This window comes from Armatimonadota bacterium, from assembly GCA_016789105.1.
Taxonomy (GTDB): Bacteria; Armatimonadota; Fimbriimonadia; order Fimbriimonadales; family Fimbriimonadaceae; genus UphvI-Ar2.
In genome coordinates, this window is sequence record JAEURN010000006.1 from 286,722 (window position 1) to 303,201 (window position 16,480).

The window sequence follows — 16,480 nt, forward strand, 5'->3', positions numbered from 1 at the left end:
ACAGCTGAGCTTTAGTTACCGCCGCCGCCCCGACCGCCGCGGTTGAACATGTTGCGGGCCGCTTCATCGTCTTTGGGGTCGCGGGTGAACTTGGGGCCCTTCATGTCTTCAAACATTTTCGTTTGTTCGGGGGTCAAAACCTTGGCCAATTCTTGATCCAAGATCTTGTTGTTTTCTTCCATCAGAGGTTGGATTTCCGTCCGGTCGATCTCACCGTTTTGAACCCGTTGGAAGATCGCCTGGTTAGCGGTTTGCATGGAGGCTTGGAGGTCTTCCACTTTGCGCGTTTGCTCCTTGGTAAAGCCGAGTTTCTTTTGCAGGTCTTCTTGCATCAGGGCCCGGTTGCCTTGCATTTGAAGGCTGATTTGGTCGAGCCGTGCCTTTTGTGCGTCGTCCAAGGGCTTGGTGGCATCCTCTTCGAACTTCTTCATGGCGGCTTGGATTTTTTCCTGCATAGCCTGGAAGTCTTGTTGGCCGCCGCCACCTTGTCCGCGTTGACCGCCGCCTTGTCCGCCGCCGAATTGGGGCATCGCGGCTTGCATTTCTTTGGCCGCCGCGTCGATCTTGGCGTTTTGATCAGCCGTGGTTTTCAGGTCTTTGCGGACGTCGTTGCGCATCAGCAAGAAGCCTTTGGATTGGCCCATGCCGCCGCGTTGGAACATGCCGCCTCGGCCTTGGCCTTGACCTTGGCCTTGACCGCCTTGGCCGCGACCTTGGGCAATTGCTGAGAGGGGGAGGACTGCGACACCAAAGATTAGGGCCGCAACTGCGAGTGACTTGATGTTGATCATTGTCCGATTTCCTTTTTGGGGCCGGTTTTGATGCCGGAGTTGTTTTTGGCCGTGGGCGGCAAGTTTTGTTGCATCGCCTTTTGGCTGGGTTTGCTTAGGCGTTGAACCTCATCGTTGCGCAGCTTGCCCGACTCTTCGGGATTGCGGACAACTCTGGGGGTGAGGAAGACGAGGAGTTCGGTCTTTGTTTCGGAATTCGACCGACTCTTGAAGAGTTCGCCCAAGATGGGAATGTCGCCCAGCAAGGGGAGCTTTTTCACTTTGCTGGTGACGGTGTTGCGCATCATGCCGCCCAAAACAACGGTGTCGCCGTCGCCGACAGACACGGTGGTGAACGCCTGGCGTTGGTTGACGATGGGCGCGTTGAAGTCGGTGAAACCTTGCAGGTCGTTGGCGGTTTGGGTCACGTCCAACGTCACCATCCCGTTCTGGGTGATGCGCGGGGTGACGTTCAACACGATGCCGACATCTTGGAACGCATAGTTGAATGTCAGGTTCCCGTTGGCGTCTTCCCGGGTGGAAAGGATATACGGGATGCTTTGGGAGATGTTGATCTCCGCTTCCACGTTGTTGGAGGTGAAGATCCGCGGCGTACTGAGAACCTGGAACTTATCGTCGGACGCCAGCGCGTTGAGGAACGCGCTGAAGTTTTGCCCGGTGATCGTATAGCGCAAACCTTGCAACGCTGGGTTGGCGGTCTGATCGCCGAAGGTCGTTGACCCCGTGCCGGTAGCGTTGTTGCCAAACGCCCGATCCTGGGTGAAATTCCACTCGACCCCCATTTTCAGGGCTTTGTCCAGAGTCGCTTCGACAATCAGCGTCTCAATCATCACCTGTTCTGGGATTTGGTCGAGCTGGGTCAGGATTTGGCGGATCATGTCCACGTTTTCCGGAGCCGTGACGACGATGAGGCTGTTCGTGTTTGGGTCGGCGATGATGGTCACCTGGCCGCTGAGGTCGCGCACGTTGACAAGCCGACCATCCGCCCCACGGGCAACTTGGCTAGAACCGCCTTGTTGGTTGTTGCGGTTCTGCCCGCCGAGCTGGGCGCCAAATCCGCCTTGCCCTGTCCTCACTTGGGTGTAGAGCTCGTCGCTGTTATCTTCGTAATCCAGATAAAGCTCGTTTTGGCCCTTGGCATTGGGTTCGATCCGGGCCGGCACATCTTCCACGCCCCGGCCTCCATTGAGCCCAGCACCGCCGCCGCCGTTGTTCCGGTTGTTGGTGTTGTTGCGGTTGTTGGTGCCTGTCCGGTTTGTCCCGGTGCCCGTGCCGGTCCGGTTGTTGCGCCCGTTGCTGCCAAAGGCTTGGTTCAGCAGGTCGGCAACGTTATCGGCTCGGGCGTTGTTGAGGGGGATGACGAACGTCGTGTTTTGAACGTCGACTTCTTTGTCCAGATCTTTGATGAGCTGGTCTAGGATCTTGTGGTTTTCTGCAGTGGCCGAAACGATCAGCGAGTTGGATCGGACGTCGGCCGTGACATTGGCTTCGCCCTGCCCCGGGCCGGTGACCCGGCGGATGAAGGCGTTGAACCCTCCTTGGTTTGCCTGTCCGGTGTTCCCGCGGCCAGTGGGGGCATTGGCGGTCAACACGGTTTGAACCGTTTGCACGAGGTCGTTTGCCGAAGCGAATTCCAACGGGTAAATCTTGGTGGTGAGGGGGGCATCGGTCAGCTGGTCGATCTGTTCGATCAGGTCTTCCACCTCCCGCTGCTTGTCACGAGGGGCATTGACGATGACCGAGTTGCTGAAATCGTCAGAGCTCGCGCGAACCGAAGGTGCCTGTTGCTGGCCAAAGTTCATGCCGCCGAAACTGAAACCGGTTCGGCCAAAGTTCCCGCGACCGCCGCGGCCATTGTTGCCGCCAAAACCGCCGAATTGGAACGGGTTGTTGGCTTGTTCTTGTTGGGCAAAAACTTCGTTAATGACCCGGGCAACTTCGTTGGCCGCCGCAAACTTGACGCGATAAACCTTGAGCTCGACCTGGGGTTGGGTGAACTGCTGAAGCATCGAGGGGTCGAACTGCATTTGGCCGTTGTTCCGGTCATCCTTCTTTTTGATGACCAGGACATTGCCCTGCTTTTCCATGGAATAGCTGCGGACACCCAAAGCCGCGTTGAGGATTTCAAACGCTTCACCGATCGGCACTGCTTTGGCGCTGCTGAGGGTCATCGGATCTTTGAGGCTGGGGTCTTTGACGATCGTGATGCCCGAGACTTTCATGAAAAGGTCGAGCACGAGATCGACATTCGCGTTGCGGAAATTGAGCTTGACCGTCTTATCCGGCAGCTTGAATTCTTCCCAGGGCTTCTTGGTGGTTTGGCCGGTTCCGCCCGTGCTGAATTGAGCAGGCGAATCTTTCCCGGCGCTTTCAAAGGCAAAAGACGGCGCGACCAAGGCCATAGCCAAGGCGAGGGTGCTGGCAAGCTTAATTCGTGGGTTCATTTGTGGCTCCGGATCGGGAGTTGGTCGGGGGCCGTTGTTCGGCCGAGGCGTTGCTGATTCCGATATTGCCCACCAGGGGGTCGAACGGTTGGTTGTTGGCATTCACGCCTTTTTCGTCGACGATGGGCCGGTTTTCCAAAATCGTGAATTCCTTGCTGCCGTTCGGCCCGGCCAAGGTGACGCTGTTACGCGTGATCCCCATGACGGTTGCCGACTTCAGGGTTTCCCCGACTCCCAAGTACTGGCCTTCATTCTGCGAAGGGTTTTCCAGGAGGGCGACAGTGCGCCCATCAAAGGTGACGATGCCGGTGAGCAACCAACCGTTCTCCCCGCCCATGAAGTCGGCCGGAATTTGGTTGGGGATCTCGGCCCCGCCACCCCGGCTCTTGGATGGGTCGATGACACCGGGCCGGAACACATTATTGACTGGTTCATCCAAGCGGGCGAAGCTCGCTTCGAGATCCTCTTCGGTGAAAGCCGAGACTTTGCTACTCTTCGTGGTTGTCGGGGTTCCGGCACCCTTCCGGATGGCAACACCACCGGCCGAAGGCTTTTTCTCGGGTTCGGTCATCATGAATCCGGCTACGCCGATCACAACGACCGCACCATAAATCCACATGCGTTTGTTAGTTGCCGCCATTCTTTTGCTTTGCGCTTCCTTGCGTAGACGTACCGGTTTGGCCGGTGTTCGGTTCCTGGCTGGTGTTTTTTCCGCCGCTGGGCTCTTCGGCCTTGGCCACCTTGTCCGGTCTCCCGCCCGGGGTTCCTAGTTCCTTTGCCGAATCAGCAACAAAACCCGCTGGTGTGGGAGATTGCTTTGTCGCCTCGGGCATCCGGACAAAGGCGATCACCCCGATTGTCGCCCCGATGTTGTCGGATTCTTGGTCAACGGAGGCCATCTGCACCAGGTTGACGCCAAGCCGGCTGGATTCGGAATCTAAGGCGCGGATGAAGGCGACGACCTTGGGGAACGGCCCGTCGACCATGACGCTGTAACTGACCCGAGCCAGATTGCCGTCGGCCACCGGGTTTTGCGGGCGGAAACTCTTGAGGTTGACTCCTTGGGTCTTGGCGATCATGGTCACCGATTGCAGGACTTGCGGGGTGACGGTTTCGGCCTGGCCCTCCCATATCGCCGCCGAGCCAGCTTTTCGGTCGTCGAGTTCCTTTTGGGCGATGTCCCGCTCCGATTTGGCAAGCTCAAGCCGGCCTTTGCCATCTTTCTTGGCGGCTTCCGGATTGGGCATCGGCAAGACCGCGTGGGCAATGGCGATTGCGGCGACCACGGTGGCCAAGGCGTAGCATGCCAGGTTCCACGTGCGGAGGTTATTGCCGAATTCAAAGTTCATTTCCTACCTGCCTTTTTTGTCTTCTTCGGATCTGTCAGGGGCATGTTGCCCACAACGTGCGCCGTCACCGAGAACTGGACGACCGGCACATCGGCGATGTTGTTGTTGTTGCTAAACGCCAGGTGGACGTCGCGCAACCGCGGGGTTGCGGAAAGGGAATCCACAAAGGCCGCCACCTGGGTGTTGCTGGTCGCCGTCCCCCGCACGGTGAGGTCTTTGCCCCGCTCGATGGAAAGTCCGGTGAGCCAGAGTCCGTCGGGGGCCGCATTGGCGGCCACAGTGACCACATCGGCCAAATGCTGCTTGGGTTCGATCCCGTCCACAACCAGGTCCGACTGCACTTTGAGCTTTGAGGCTTCGACGTTGATCAAATCCTTTTGGCCCTTGATCGCATCAATCTGGCGGCGATAGTTTTCGCGCACGGTCGCCTCGGTTGCCATGTCCTCATCGCGCGCCGACCAGGCGATGGCCGCCGCGGCGACGGCGGCGAGACCAAGAATGAGGGCGAGCCGCTTGCGGGCGTTGAGCTTGGAGCTCTGCAACTTCGCCAAATCCTCAGGCAGGCGCAAATTCGTCTGCACCGGGTGGCGGTTGAGGTTGGAAAGCGGGTGTTCGTCGGTCAACCTCACTTCCGGCGTCACCAGGTGGTTAAGCGAGGAATGGGCGACAACCAGAGGGTTCGCAATTCCGGCGGCTGCGGCAGACCGGCCGATCTCAACTTCCATCTCGGCTTGGGTGGAAGGGTAGGGTCCGACCCGACTATAGGCCAGGTGCCCATGGTGGAACGCATCGAACGCCAGACCTTCCGCACAGGGAGAAACAAGAAGGCAATCGATTGACGTGTCGGCGATGTGTTGCCCGCCGAGGGCCGCTGGCACAACTTGCTCGACCTTTGCCCCGGCATGGGCAAACAGGCTGCGGGCCTGGATCAAGGTTTCCGTCTTTGTGGCCAAGACAATGAATTCCCGACCCTCATGGTTGATGTCGCCGGTTGCGATAACGTCATAGGCCGCCTCCGCACCAGGGATGGGGAAGAGGTCGTCCAACCGGAACCGGAGCAGGTTCCGTGCTTCTTCCACCGGGACATCCGGCAGGCGGATCGACTTGACGAAAGTCTGCCGGCGGCCGAGCGCCAAAACGATTTTTCTTGGCCTCCCCAAGGCGGCGAGGGCCTCAACCGGGGAAACATAGCTGGCAATCTTATGCGTGCCAGGGTCGGAGACCAGGCAGGCTTCGGGTGCCCATTCGATGACAGGAAAGTTGCTCATTCGGCTGGTTGGATCAAGGTAGTCGTCGTAGAAGCGTCGTCATCCCAACCCCATTTGGCAAGGGGGTTGCGTTGGAGGGGCCGTTCCATTTTTGTGATGCGGGGTTGGCCGTTTTCCACCGCGATGTGGGCAATCCAATAAACCTTTGTTGGACCGCTCCGGCCTTCGGCATAGACAAGGAAGGAACTGCTGCCAATGGCGAAAAAGTCGGCGACTTGGCCAAGAGTGGCCGTGTTGAGCCCGGCATTTGAAACCAATTCCCCCAAAGATCGGAACTGTCCACTCCGCTGGACGATGCCGGCAACCTCTTGTTCAGTGAGGTTGGGGATTGTCCTGAGCACTTGTTCCGATGCGGTGTTGATGTTGATCTTGCCATTCAGCGTCGTTTCGTTGGTCACCGTAGCGACGTTGAGCAGGGTTTCCGCATCTTGGGCGTTGATGCCGGCAACATTAAACACTTGGTTGAAGCTCGTGAACTGGCCTTGGGTGTTCCGCCGTTGGATGATGGCCTGAGCCGCCTGGTTGCGGATTCCCGCCTGGACCATTTGGGGGTTCTGCGCAACGTTCAGGTTCACACGTTGGGATCCGTCAGCCCGCGTATTGGGGGATTGCGAATCCACCTGGAATAGGTCGGCCAGCGATGGCTGGTCTTCAGCGCTTCCCGATGCAAGCAGGTTCGATGTAACGTTTTGGGGTGGCAATAGAACCAGCTCCGGCGTAAACCCTTTGACCAAGAAGATCTCGTTCACGCTTTCAAATCGGCGCAATTTGGCGTTGTAAGGTGTTTCGAGCGCATTGTAGAACTCGTCCTTTGCTCCGAGCGCGCGGGGTTGGATTTGATCTTCCCGCCAATCCAGCAAGCATGCCGCCTGTTCATCGGTCAGGTTCATCTTGACCAACTGCTCTTCGGTGGCCGAGTTGATGTCCACAAAGCGCGTGGCATCCACGATTTGGATCCGCACGGAGGCGTCGCCGATTTGAAATTCTTCGGCTCCGGCGTTACCGATCGTCGCCCATTCTTCCGTTGTATCCAAGGCGTTGAGGTTGGCCGATGTGAGGGTCGCCATTGCCCGAGCGATGCCCGCCTGCACGGCCTGTTCCGCCTTGATCCGGCCGATTCGGTTGGACTCGGCCCGGATGTGGGATTCCAGGCGGACACTGAATGCGGCGACGACGATTGACAACACGAGGATCGTGCCGACGGCCAAAACAAAAGCACTGCCCGAACGTTTTGATCTCATGGCCCAGTCGGCGCTCCTCCGCCGGTAATGGTGATCGGATTTGCCGCGGTCACATCGCTGCCCGGCACCCGGAAGGTCATGGTTTGAGGGTCGCCCTCGCTGAACTCCAAAGTCATGCGGATGGCCGCCGGCAGACGGCGGGATCCGCTATTCACGGTGTCCCAGGTGTCCACCCAACTTCCCCCATCCCAAAATTCAAAGGTCACCGAAGTCACTCCGGAGACCAGCAAGCGCTCCGTCCCTCCCTGCGTCGGGTCGCCGTCGGATGGGGTTTGGATCCTGAGAAATAGACCCGAAGCGTCGGTTTGGTTTGGTTCGCCAACAGGAACGGTGCTCAAACTGACCTCAGATGTCCCCCCCTGCGGGCCGAACCGGGAGTTCAACTCCTCGGTGTCCGGGCTGTCGCTCAGCAAAAATCCTCCCGCAACCGGCTGGCCCAAGGTTGTGAAGACCAGCGTGTCGGGGGTGCCGGCTTCTCCACCTGAGCTTTGGGTGGCCAGGTAGGTCAGGTTGTCGGCGGTGTCGGATGAAACGTAGGCACCGGATATGAGTTGAGCGAGCGTCCGGCGGAGTTGGACTTCGTCTTGGAATTTGTTTAATCGCGCGGGGGTTGTCCGCGAATAGTCCAAGGCGAGTTGGAACGACGTCGAAATCGCGCCGATCAAAATCAGGCTGAGCCCCAAGGCCACCAAAAGTTCGAGCAATGTGAACCCCCGGCGTTTCATGTGCCTTGTGTCCCCCCGCTTGTTTGAGGCGGCTCAAAAACTAACGTGGAAACCGTGACCTCGCCTTTGCTGGTGGAGGAGACGGTGAGGGTGAGACCAGTCACATTTTCCACGCCGGTGTTGACCTCCTGGATCGACCAGGTGTAGTCACTGAGCCGAGTGTCGTCAAAAGAACCGCCAGCCTCTGATTTCCAGGCCTCTGTCGCCACTAATTCGTCGAGCTTTTCGGCGGCGATGCGGTAAATCAAATCTCTTTGGGCAACTTTGATCTCGGCGGACGAGAGGCCGCTCAGTGCGCCCATCAGGCCAGTGATCCCGACGGCCAGGATAAAGGCAGCCACGACGACCTCGACCAGGGTGAAAGCGGACTGGTGCTTAGCCGACACGGCGTTCGACCTCCCCGGCCTTCCATTGTGTTTCTTCCTGGTCGTCGATTGTGCTTTGGACGACGGCCGAGCTCCCGCTCTCGGGATTGACCGCCAGCACAAACGTTTGCCCGTCCATGGTGAATTCCAGGTAGGCGCGGTCGGCTGAACCATCAGGATAAAACCCAACCAGCCAATCTGATTTGCTGACGCTGTCGTTTGCCAGTTGGTAGCCGGTGAACTCCGTAGTTGGGGTTGGGTCAACCGGGTCTCGAACCGCTCCGAGTTCGATATCCGGCGCATTGGCCGTTTGGCTCTCCGTCACTGCTTCTTCGGCATAATCCCACCCGATCCGGCCTTCTGTGTCGAATTTCAACTGGGTGGCGCGGTTGTTGTGGATGGCCTCATTCCGCGCCTTCTGGGCTACTGATTCCAGGGCATTCCGGAAACCCATGGCCTTTTGGCTCCGTTCAATGGCCGTGATGGATGGGAAGATCGCAAACGAGAGGATGGCGATGATGAAAACCACCATCACCACCTCTACGATTGTGAACCCGCGCTGATCCTTCGACGGCATGCGGCCAGTTACTCGCCAGACTCGATGATGTCAGCCGCGTCACCCGAACCGCCGGGGGCGCCGTCGCTACCCGTACAATACAGGTAGAACGAGGCATCGCCATCCGGGCCGGGGAACTCATAGGCGTATTGGTAGCCCCATGGGTCGGTTGGAACCGGCTTTTCCAAATAGGGGCCTTTCCACCCGGCGGCATCCGAAGGCGGAGTTCGCAAGGCTTCGAGGCCTTCTTCGGTCGTCGGGTAAGAGCCTACGTCGATGTAGAAGAGGTTGAGGGCTTTGCGGAGGTTGACGAGGTCGCCGCGGGCAGCGGAGATTTTGGCTTCGCCGGTGCGGCTCATGATCCGGGGCACAATCATCGCCGCAAGGATTGCGAGGATGAGCATGACCACGAGCAGTTCGATGAGGGTGAAACCCCTGCGGAGGACGGAGGATTTGCGCGGATTCGGATTCATTTGACGAGTTCCTGAGCTTGAACGATCGGCAGCATGATGCTGAGGACGACGAAAGCGACGAACGCCCCCATGACAAGGACGATGATGGGTTCTAGGGAGGCCGTGAGGCGGCGCAACCCTTGCTCGACTTCGAAGTCGAGACTTTCCGAGACGCGGTTAAGCATTTTTGGTAAGTCCCCGGTTTCCTCACCAATCGCGACCATGTGGGTGAGCACGGGCGGGAAGGCCCCGGTGTTCTTCATCGCGTCCGCGATCGGAACACCTTCCTTGACATCTTGCAAAACGCTCTCGGAAGTGGTGGCAAAGACGAGGTTGCCGGTGGATTTGCCCGAGAGGTCCAGTGCCTCCAAGATGCTCACTCCGCCATGCAGGAGCGTGCCGAGGACGCGGGCATATCGGCTGACCGTCGACTTTTTGACGATGGGCCCGGCCATTGGGAGTTTCATCAGCATGCGATCCCTTGCAAGGGCGCCGGACGGCGTTCCGACCCAACCGCGGTAAAGCACCGCCCCCCCAACCAACACCCCGATGATCAGCAGGTAATTGGTTGTGATGAACCCGGTTGTCGCCAAAAGGGCTTTGGTGACGGCCGGGAGGCTATCGCCCATCCCTTTGAAAACGCCGCTCAACCGCGGCACGACAAACGTGAGCAAAAAGACGACGACGAAGACGGCGACCCCGGTCAAAACCGCCGGATAGACCAAGGCGGAAACCACCTGGGAACGGCGGGTCACTTCGTTTTCCAGCAGGTCGGCCAACCGCTCAGCTGATTCAGGGAACTGCCCGCTGGCTTCTCCCGCCCGCAGGGTTTGCGTATAAACCTCGGGGAATAGCTTGGTGCCTTGCATGGCCAAGGCATCACTTACCGAAAGACCGCCCTGCACTTCGACCAGGGCCGCTTCGGCTGCTTTGGAAAGCGGGAGGGATTCCGATTGCTCGGCGAGGACGGAAAGCACCCGGTCGAGCGGGAGCCCGGCGTCGCTCAGGTCGGCCATGCGGCGCGTGAACAAGGCGAGGTCGGCCCGGGTCGAATTAGCGCGTTTCCTTTCGCCATCGTGCGACTCAGCGGATTCGGATGCCTTTGCCTGCTCTTTGATCTCCAACAAGAACTTGCCCTCGCGCGTGAGGAGGGCAACAGCCGCTTGTTGGTCGGATGCCTCGAGAACGCCGGTGCGCTTGCGGCCCGACGGTTCGACGGCGGAGTAGGCAAAAGTCGGCAAGGTTTAGATATCCTCCCGCTGGCAGACCCGGAGCACTTCTTCGGCGGTTGTGACGCCTTCCAAAACGGCCAAGCGGCCCTCGCCGAGCAGCGTCCTCATGTTCTGCGCCTTCAATGCGTGGTCTTTGATCATGCTCGCTGGCGAATGATCCACTGTCATGCGCCGGACTTCCTCGTCCACCGTCATGAGCTCATAAAGACCCCGGCGGCCCTTGAACCCCGTCCCATTGCATTTTTCGCACCCCTTTCCGGCCCGGAACGGCGGCTTCGAGTGGTCGTAATCGCCCGGGTTGATGCCGATTGCGGAGAGGAGCTCCGGCTTTTCCTCGTGCGGGGCGCTGCAATTGGAGCAGTTCGTCCGCACCAAGCGTTGGGCGAGCACGCCAACAATCGATGAGGCCGCCAAGTACGGTTCGACCCCCATATCCAGCAACCGGGTGATGGCGCTGGGGGCGTCGTTGGTGTGCAGGGTGCTGAAAACCAAGTGGCCCGTCAAGGCGGCGTGAATGGCGATCTCGGCTGTTTCGTGGTCGCGGATTTCACCGACCATGATGACGTCGGGGTCCTGCCGGACAATGGATCGCAGCCCAGAGGCGAATGTCAGGCCGATGTTCGCCCGGACTTGGATTTGGCCGATCCCGGCAACTTGGTATTCGACCGGGTCTTCGATTGTCAAGATGTTGAGCTTGGGGCTATAGATTTCCTGCAGCGCCGCATAGAGGGTGGTGGATTTACCGGATCCAGTCGGGCCCGTCACCAGAATCATGCCGTACGGGATCCCGATTACCTTGCGGAACGTTTTGAACGTGTCTTCGCGCATCCCCAATTGAGGGAGCGTAAACATGCTCGTCCCTTTGTCCAAGATCCGCATAACAGCCCGTTCGCCGTGGACGGTGGGGACGATTGAGACGCGGACGTCCACCTGGCGGGCCCCGATGGTCAGTTTGATCCGGCCATCTTGCGGGAGGCGGCGTTCGGCGATGTTGAGTTCAGCCAGGATCTTGATGCGGCTGATGATGGCCGCATGCATCCTCCGGGCCGGCGACATGGAGTCTTTGAGGATGCCGTCGATCCGGAATCGGATCTTGAGTTCCTTCTCATACGGCTCCACGTGGATGTCGCTGACCCCGTCGCGGACAGCCTGGGCAAACATCAGATTGACGATTTGGACGACGGCCGCATCCCCGGCCAGTTTTTGGAGGTCGGCCAGGTCGCTGACGTCTTCGGCATCAATGAATGTCTCTTCGGCCCCCGAGATATCGCCAAGCATCCCCTCCAGGAACTGCTTTTCAAGGTTGTCGCGGATCAGGGCCGGGTCGGCGATGAAGACTTGGATGTCTTTGCCCACCAAGACGGAAAGGTCATCGGTGGCCGGGAGTGATTTGAGCCCGCCGATTGCCACACTCAAGGTTCCGTTGTGCGCCGAGAGGGGCAACACTTGGTACTTAAGCGCAAATTCTTTGGGGACGAGGTTGAGCACGGCGGCATCCGGCTTTTCGACTTCAAGGTCGACGAAACCAAAACCGAGTCCGGTCGCTTTTTCTTGTTCGGGGGTGAGGGCCACAGGCTAGAATTTCCTCAATTGCAGGCAGGTTCCTTTGCTGACGTGGCACGCCGGCAAAAGTTCAGTCCCGCGCGTTTCGCAATGGGACTCTGTTCATACGGGTTTGGATCCGGTTTCGTTCCTGCCCCTCAAGCGGATTGCAGCCAATTACTCACGGCCGATCGACCGGCGGACATGGCAACCATGGCCCCCGTTTTTTGAAAAATACTCCTGGTGGTATTCCTCGGCCGGAAAAAAGGTTGATGCGTCTTCGATCGATGTGACGATTGGGCGGGGGAAGAACTGTTGCGCCCAGCTTTTGCTGGCTTCGGCCGCCGCTCTTTGTTCTGGCGAATGGACAAAGATCGCCGATCGGTATTGCGTCCCGATATCCGGCCCCTGGCGGTTTAGCGTGGTCGGGTCGTGGATCTCCCAAAATATGTGCAAGATCTCGGAATAGGAAATGACATCCGGGTCGAAAGCTATCTGCACGGCTTCGGCATGGCCGGTCAATCCGCTGCAGACTTCGCGGTACGTGGGGTTTTGGCTATGCCCGCCGATATATCCGCTCACCGCCGATTTGACTCCCGGCACCTTGCGGAAAAGGTCTTCCACCCCCCAAAAACACCCTCCTGCGACCGTTGCTAATTCGAGTTCAGCCATAGCATCACTTAAAGGTCAAGTTTGGCGGAATTGTTCGCGGGGCCTAGTCAAGACCGTTTGCGCCACTAACCGCCAGGCCGGGTATCGTCGTTTCGATGGAATTCGAAATGAAAGTGGCGGCGTTCCGTGCCCTGGGCGACCCGACGCGATTAGGGATCATCGATTTGCTGGCCACCCAGTGCGACTCGGAGGGGGCGATAGGCGAAGATGGGTCGGTCGTTGGCCTCTCGGCTGGGGAAGTCTGTTGCCAACTGACGGGTGCCGACAAGATCACATCCACCATTTCTCACCACCTGCACGAATTGGAGTCCGCCGGTCTGGTGGAGTTAACCAAGCAGGGGCGCCGGACAGTCTGCCGGCTCAACGGCCAGGCGCTCGGCGAGATATCCGGATACCTTGGAGGGTTGGCGGCGGCAACCGGGCGCGGATGCCTAGGCGGCGCAATATGAGAATACTGTTCGTTTGCGTGCACAACGCCGGACGGTCGCAAATGGCCGAAGCGCTCTTCAACCACGAAGCCAAGGAACGCGGACTTGAGGCGCGTGCCGAATCCGCCGGCACCGAAGGCGGAAAGTCCCTGAACCCGGTCGCCGCGGAGGCCATGGCCGAAATTGGGATTCCCATGAACCATCAATCCCCCAAACTCTTGACCCAGGCCATGGCCGATCGCGCCGACCGGATCATCACCATGGGGTGCGGGGTTGATGCCGAATCGTGTCCGGCCAAGTTCCTGGTGACCGAGGATTGGGGGTTGGATGACCCGGCAGGGCAGGGGATCGAATCTGTGCGGCCGATCCGGGATGAAATCCGGAAGCGGATCAATCAACTCTTGGATGGTCTGAGCCGTGGTTAAGCGCTACGTGGCCGAGTTCGTCGGCAGCTTCATGATCGTCGCCGCACCCATTTGGGGTGCCTTTGCCGGACTAGGATTGTCCGAGATGGCCTGGATCAGCGGCTTGGCGGTGATGGCGATGATTTACGTTTTCGGGCCGGTGTCGGCAGCCCACTTTAACCCGGCGGTGACCTTGGGGTTCGCGGTCGCCAAGCGGTTTCCTTGGAAGCACGTGGCCCCTTACGTGCTTTGCCAAATTGCGGGTGGGATAGCGGCGGCGGCCCTTGGAAGCTTGGCCCTCAAACCTGGACTGGGGGTTCATGTCCCAGCCACGCAATTTATTGGGAGAAACATTGCCACCGAGTTCCTGGTGACCTTTGCGCTGATGGCCGTCATCATGGCGGTGGCCACGGATCGTCGGGTCAGCGGCGCAATCCCAGGGGTCGCGATCGGGTTGACCGTCGTCCTGGGGGTGCTGGTTGGCGGATCGGTTACCGGAGGGTCAATGAACCCGGCCCGTTCCCTTGGGCCGGCATTGATGGCCGGGGGTGAAGCCCTAAACAACGTGTGGCTCTATCTGAGCATCCCGCCACTTGGGGCCGTTGCCGCCGCAGTGCTCTTTGAATATCTGCGGCTGGAGCCCGAACACGCCAAAGGGGCACCCGATGGAATCGCCGCCGAGGTGACCGATTAGTCCACCGCCGAAGGTTCTTCGACCTCGTCCTCGGGTTTCTTGCCCGGGTGGAGGGCCTCTTCGGCGTGGATTTTGACGTCGGGCAGGGATATGTTGGGCATCGGCCGGGCAATGTAGGCACCGGATTTTGCTTTTTCCTTGACTCGGAGGAGTTCGGCCCGCTCCCGCGCACCGTCGCTGATCGGCCAGAGTGTCCGGTCGGCCCAATAGCTGCCCAGGAACTCCTGCCAAACGCGTTCATAAACGGCGATGGTCTGGTCGGCAATGCGGCCCCAATCGAAATCCGATTCTAACCGGACGTCGGCCGCCTCCTTGTACCGTCCGGTTTTTTCCGGATGGCGCAAGGCTTCCAAAATCGCCCAGGCTAGCGAACCCGGGTCTCCGGCATAACACGTCAACCCGGTCTGTTCGTGCAACACGACTTCTTTGAGCCCGCCGGCATCACTGGCCACAACCGCCGCCCCGGCCGCCATGCCTTCCAACGCCACAATCCCGAACGGTTCATAGAGGCTAGGGAAGACGGCGACATCCGCGCTCCGGAAAAGTTGGTGCAAGGAACGGTTGGCCATGAACCCGGTGAATAAAACTTTGTCTTGCAGGCCGTACCACCGGACGAATTTTTCCAAAGAGGCGCGGTTGCCCCCGCCGACGATCACGAACTTAGTGTCGGGCTCGTTGGCTAAAACGACGGAAGCGGCGTTCAGCAAAACATGGATGCCCTTTTCCCGCACGAATCGGCCCACATACATCACAATTTTCTCTTGGGGCAGGGCGAGTTTTGCCCGCCACGCCGTGCGTTCCTCTTCTGTCCATTCGAACCGGAACTTGGCGGGGTCGACGCCGTTGTAAATCACATCGACTTTATCAAAGGGGCAGTTGAAATACCGGTTGACTTCGTTCTTCATGAACTCGCTGCACACGATGACCCGCCAGGCCTCGTAGCTCAGCCAATATTCCGATTCGTGGATATACCGCTGGAGGTCGTTATGGATGCCGTTGTTGCGGCCTTGTTCGGTGGCGTGGATGGTTGCCACCATTGGCAGTTGGTATTCGTATTTGAGCGACCGCGCTGAATCAAGGCTCAGCCAGTCGTGGGCGTGAAAAATCGTGGGCTTGCCTTCTTCTCGCCATTCCTCCAGAAGTTGCCGGCACCGGAGGTCGGTCGCCTTGTTGAGGAGTTGGATCTCGTGAATGAAGTTGTCGGGTTCTCGCTCTAGATGGACGCGGTGGATCTGGACCCCGCTCGGCTCGGTTTCCTCGTCGGGAGCAAGGGGGGTGCTCTTGGTGACGACATGCACTTCCACCCCGCGGGCGGCGAGTTTTTGGGAGAGTTCGTAAACGTGCGGGCTAATTCCCCCGACGATCCGGGGAGGGTATTCCCAACTTAGCATCACAACCCGCATGGGTTCTATTTTGCCCGAGAAAAGCACGTTGCCCCCGGCGGATTGACCACCGGGGGCAATTTGCGGATTCGTGCGGGGTTACTTCTTGCGGCGGCGGAGCGCAGCAAGGGCGGCCGCCCCAGCGAGGATGGTTATGGTCGCGGGTTCGGGAACGGCGTCGCCGGTCACCACGACATTGTCAATCGCCAGCGTGTGGTCAGTGCCCGAGTCATTGACGTCGATCCAGCGAAGCAGGAGCGTTTCGCCGGCATTCAACGTGAGGCCTGTCAGAGTTGCTGACAGGTCCGAGTAGTTAGCGGGTAGGTTTCCTTCTAGGGATGTCGCTGATGATCCGGTGATCGGGCTTGTGAATGTGAGGCCGGCAATCGTCGTTGTAGAAGCCGCGAGAACACCCGCATCCGTTTGGGTCGCATTGACGGCATATCCGAAAGTGAGTGACTGTGCAGTCGTGTTGCCGTTTTGGCGCCATTGTTCGCCGCGATATGAGACTTGAATGTTGGTCAGCGCAGTTCCGGAAGTGTTTTGGAGGAATAGCCCGATGGAGTTACGGCCCGATCCTGAAGCTCCGGTGAACGCGTTTGACGTGACAAAACCAAGTGCCCTTTCTGTCACCGGATTAGTCCCCGCAAGACCGAACGTGTAGAATCCCGCTGTCGTACTGGTGCCTGACCCAGCAATCAAAGACGTCATGCCCGCAGTGACATCTGTGCCGGCATACCAACCAAGCAGTGTCGTGTTATTGGACCAGATGTTAGTTCCCGTGGAAGGCAAGCTATCGAAGTTTTGGCTGTAACTACCTGCAAACGCCACCTGAGCGTAAGCTGAAGACGCCAGGCACAGCGGTGCCGCCAGAAGAATGAGTTTTTTCAATTTTGCTCCTCTCGAATCCGCAAATGCGGAATCAAACACTGCTA

Annotated in this window: 18 protein-coding genes; 3 read left to right on the forward strand and 15 right to left on the reverse strand. The window is 59.0% G+C overall.

The features are described from left to right. Nucleotides 1–11: 11 nt before the first annotated feature. From JNM28_07060 to msrA, 13 genes are all read right to left on the reverse strand, one after another. Nucleotides 12–791 carry a hypothetical protein gene (locus JNM28_07060; protein MBL8068191.1) on the reverse strand — a complete coding sequence of 260 codons (780 nt, stop codon included), beginning with the start codon at nt 789–791 and terminating at the stop codon, nt 12–14. Further along, nucleotides 788–3,235, reverse strand: a complete 2,448-nt coding sequence (locus tag JNM28_07065) for a hypothetical protein (protein MBL8068192.1) — start codon at nt 3,233–3,235, stop codon at nt 788–790. The genes JNM28_07060 and JNM28_07065 overlap by 4 nt, the downstream gene beginning before the upstream one ends. Beyond that, nucleotides 3,219–3,875 carry a hypothetical protein gene (locus JNM28_07070; GenBank protein ID MBL8068193.1) on the reverse strand — a complete coding sequence of 219 codons (657 nt, stop codon included), beginning with the start codon at nt 3,873–3,875 and terminating at the stop codon, nt 3,219–3,221. The genes JNM28_07065 and JNM28_07070 overlap by 17 nt, the downstream gene beginning before the upstream one ends. Beyond that, entirely contained in the window at nt 3,862–4,584 is a 723-nt protein-coding gene (locus tag JNM28_07075) for a hypothetical protein (protein ID MBL8068194.1), read from the reverse strand. Before JNM28_07075 ends, JNM28_07070 begins: the two co-directional genes overlap by 14 nt. After that, nucleotides 4,581–5,852 carry a PilN domain-containing protein gene (locus JNM28_07080; protein MBL8068195.1) on the reverse strand — a complete coding sequence of 424 codons (1,272 nt, stop codon included), beginning with the start codon at nt 5,850–5,852 and terminating at the stop codon, nt 4,581–4,583. Before JNM28_07080 ends, JNM28_07075 begins: the two co-directional genes overlap by 4 nt. Further along, a complete protein-coding gene (locus tag JNM28_07085) occupies nt 5,849–7,093 on the reverse strand; it encodes a general secretion pathway protein GspK (GenBank protein ID MBL8068196.1) in 1,245 nt (414 codons plus the stop codon). Before JNM28_07085 ends, JNM28_07080 begins: the two co-directional genes overlap by 4 nt. After that, nucleotides 7,090–7,818: a type II secretion system protein GspJ gene (locus tag JNM28_07090; GenBank protein MBL8068197.1), complete on the reverse strand. Its 729-nt coding sequence runs from the start codon at nt 7,816–7,818 to the stop codon at nt 7,090–7,092. Before JNM28_07090 ends, JNM28_07085 begins: the two co-directional genes overlap by 4 nt. After that, nucleotides 7,815–8,204, reverse strand: coding sequence for a prepilin-type N-terminal cleavage/methylation domain-containing protein (locus tag JNM28_07095; protein MBL8068198.1), 390 nt, complete (start codon nt 8,202–8,204; stop codon nt 7,815–7,817). Before JNM28_07095 ends, JNM28_07090 begins: the two co-directional genes overlap by 4 nt. Beyond that, entirely contained in the window at nt 8,194–8,760 is a 567-nt protein-coding gene (locus JNM28_07100; protein MBL8068199.1) for a GspH/FimT family pseudopilin, read from the reverse strand. Before JNM28_07100 ends, JNM28_07095 begins: the two co-directional genes overlap by 11 nt. Before the next feature lie 8 nt (nt 8,761–8,768). Continuing rightward, nucleotides 8,769–9,212 (reverse strand): type II secretion system major pseudopilin GspG, encoded by a 444-nt coding sequence (gspG, locus tag JNM28_07105; GenBank protein MBL8068200.1) that lies wholly within the window; start codon nt 9,210–9,212, stop codon nt 8,769–8,771. Continuing rightward, nucleotides 9,209–10,432: a type II secretion system F family protein gene (locus JNM28_07110; protein ID MBL8068201.1), complete on the reverse strand. Its 1,224-nt coding sequence runs from the start codon at nt 10,430–10,432 to the stop codon at nt 9,209–9,211. Before JNM28_07110 ends, gspG begins: the two co-directional genes overlap by 4 nt. Before the next feature lie 3 nt (nt 10,433–10,435). Next, nucleotides 10,436–11,995 (reverse strand): Flp pilus assembly complex ATPase component TadA, encoded by a 1,560-nt coding sequence (gene tadA, locus JNM28_07115; GenBank protein MBL8068202.1) that lies wholly within the window; start codon nt 11,993–11,995, stop codon nt 10,436–10,438. Nucleotides 11,996–12,142: 147 nt separating this feature from the next. Continuing rightward, nucleotides 12,143–12,637: a peptide-methionine (S)-S-oxide reductase MsrA gene (gene msrA / locus JNM28_07120; GenBank protein MBL8068203.1), complete on the reverse strand. Its 495-nt coding sequence runs from the start codon at nt 12,635–12,637 to the stop codon at nt 12,143–12,145. A gap of 95 nt (nt 12,638–12,732) precedes the next feature. Between msrA and JNM28_07125 the strand changes: the two genes are divergently transcribed. From JNM28_07125 to JNM28_07135, 3 genes are read left to right on the forward strand one after another with little or no spacing between them, the layout of a single operon-like run. Next, nucleotides 12,733–13,086, forward strand: a complete 354-nt coding sequence (locus JNM28_07125) for a helix-turn-helix transcriptional regulator (protein MBL8068204.1) — start codon at nt 12,733–12,735, stop codon at nt 13,084–13,086. Continuing rightward, complete coding sequence (locus JNM28_07130) at nt 13,083–13,490, forward strand: arsenate reductase ArsC (GenBank protein MBL8068205.1); 408 nt, start codon at nt 13,083–13,085, stop codon at nt 13,488–13,490. Before JNM28_07125 ends, JNM28_07130 begins: the two co-directional genes overlap by 4 nt. After that, complete coding sequence (locus JNM28_07135; GenBank protein ID MBL8068206.1) at nt 13,483–14,163, forward strand: aquaporin; 681 nt, start codon at nt 13,483–13,485, stop codon at nt 14,161–14,163. The genes JNM28_07130 and JNM28_07135 overlap by 8 nt, the downstream gene beginning before the upstream one ends. On the opposite strand, the gene JNM28_07140 is transcribed toward JNM28_07135, so the two are convergent. Together JNM28_07140 and JNM28_07145 are read right to left on the reverse strand one after the other, a co-directional pair. Next, nucleotides 14,160–15,566, reverse strand: a complete 1,407-nt coding sequence (locus JNM28_07140) for a glycosyltransferase family 4 protein (protein ID MBL8068207.1) — start codon at nt 15,564–15,566, stop codon at nt 14,160–14,162. The two genes, JNM28_07135 and JNM28_07140, sit on opposite strands and share 4 nt — an antisense overlap. 78 nt (nt 15,567–15,644) lie before the next feature. After that, nucleotides 15,645–16,436, reverse strand: a complete 792-nt coding sequence (locus JNM28_07145; GenBank protein MBL8068208.1) for a PEP-CTERM sorting domain-containing protein — start codon at nt 16,434–16,436, stop codon at nt 15,645–15,647. Nucleotides 16,437–16,480 lie beyond the last annotated feature (44 nt).

Coding starts and splice junctions, on each gene's coding strand:
- JNM28_07060 (MBL8068191.1), bottom strand. CDS start 791: ATGATCAACATCAAGTCACTCGCAGTTGCGGCCCTAATCTTTGGTGTC.
- JNM28_07065 (MBL8068192.1), bottom strand. CDS start 3,235: ATGAACCCACGAATTAAGCTTGCCAGCACCCTCGCCTTGGCTATGGCC.
- JNM28_07070 (MBL8068193.1), bottom strand. CDS start 3,875: ATGGCGGCAACTAACAAACGCATGTGGATTTATGGTGCGGTCGTTGTG.
- JNM28_07075 (MBL8068194.1), bottom strand. CDS start 4,584: ATGAACTTTGAATTCGGCAATAACCTCCGCACGTGGAACCTGGCATGC.
- JNM28_07080 (MBL8068195.1), bottom strand. CDS start 5,852: ATGAGCAACTTTCCTGTCATCGAATGGGCACCCGAAGCCTGCCTGGTC.
- JNM28_07085 (MBL8068196.1), bottom strand. CDS start 7,093: ATGAGATCAAAACGTTCGGGCAGTGCTTTTGTTTTGGCCGTCGGCACG.
- JNM28_07090 (MBL8068197.1), bottom strand. CDS start 7,818: ATGAAACGCCGGGGGTTCACATTGCTCGAACTTTTGGTGGCCTTGGGG.
- JNM28_07100 (MBL8068199.1), bottom strand. CDS start 8,760: ATGCCGTCGAAGGATCAGCGCGGGTTCACAATCGTAGAGGTGGTGATG.
- gspG (MBL8068200.1), bottom strand. CDS start 9,212: ATGAATCCGAATCCGCGCAAATCCTCCGTCCTCCGCAGGGGTTTCACC.
- msrA (MBL8068203.1), bottom strand. CDS start 12,637: ATGGCTGAACTCGAATTAGCAACGGTCGCAGGAGGGTGTTTTTGGGGG.
- JNM28_07125 (MBL8068204.1), top strand. CDS start 12,733: ATGGAATTCGAAATGAAAGTGGCGGCGTTCCGTGCCCTGGGCGACCCG.
- JNM28_07130 (MBL8068205.1), top strand. CDS start 13,083: ATGAGAATACTGTTCGTTTGCGTGCACAACGCCGGACGGTCGCAAATG.
- JNM28_07140 (MBL8068207.1), bottom strand. CDS start 15,566: ATGCGGGTTGTGATGCTAAGTTGGGAATACCCTCCCCGGATCGTCGGG.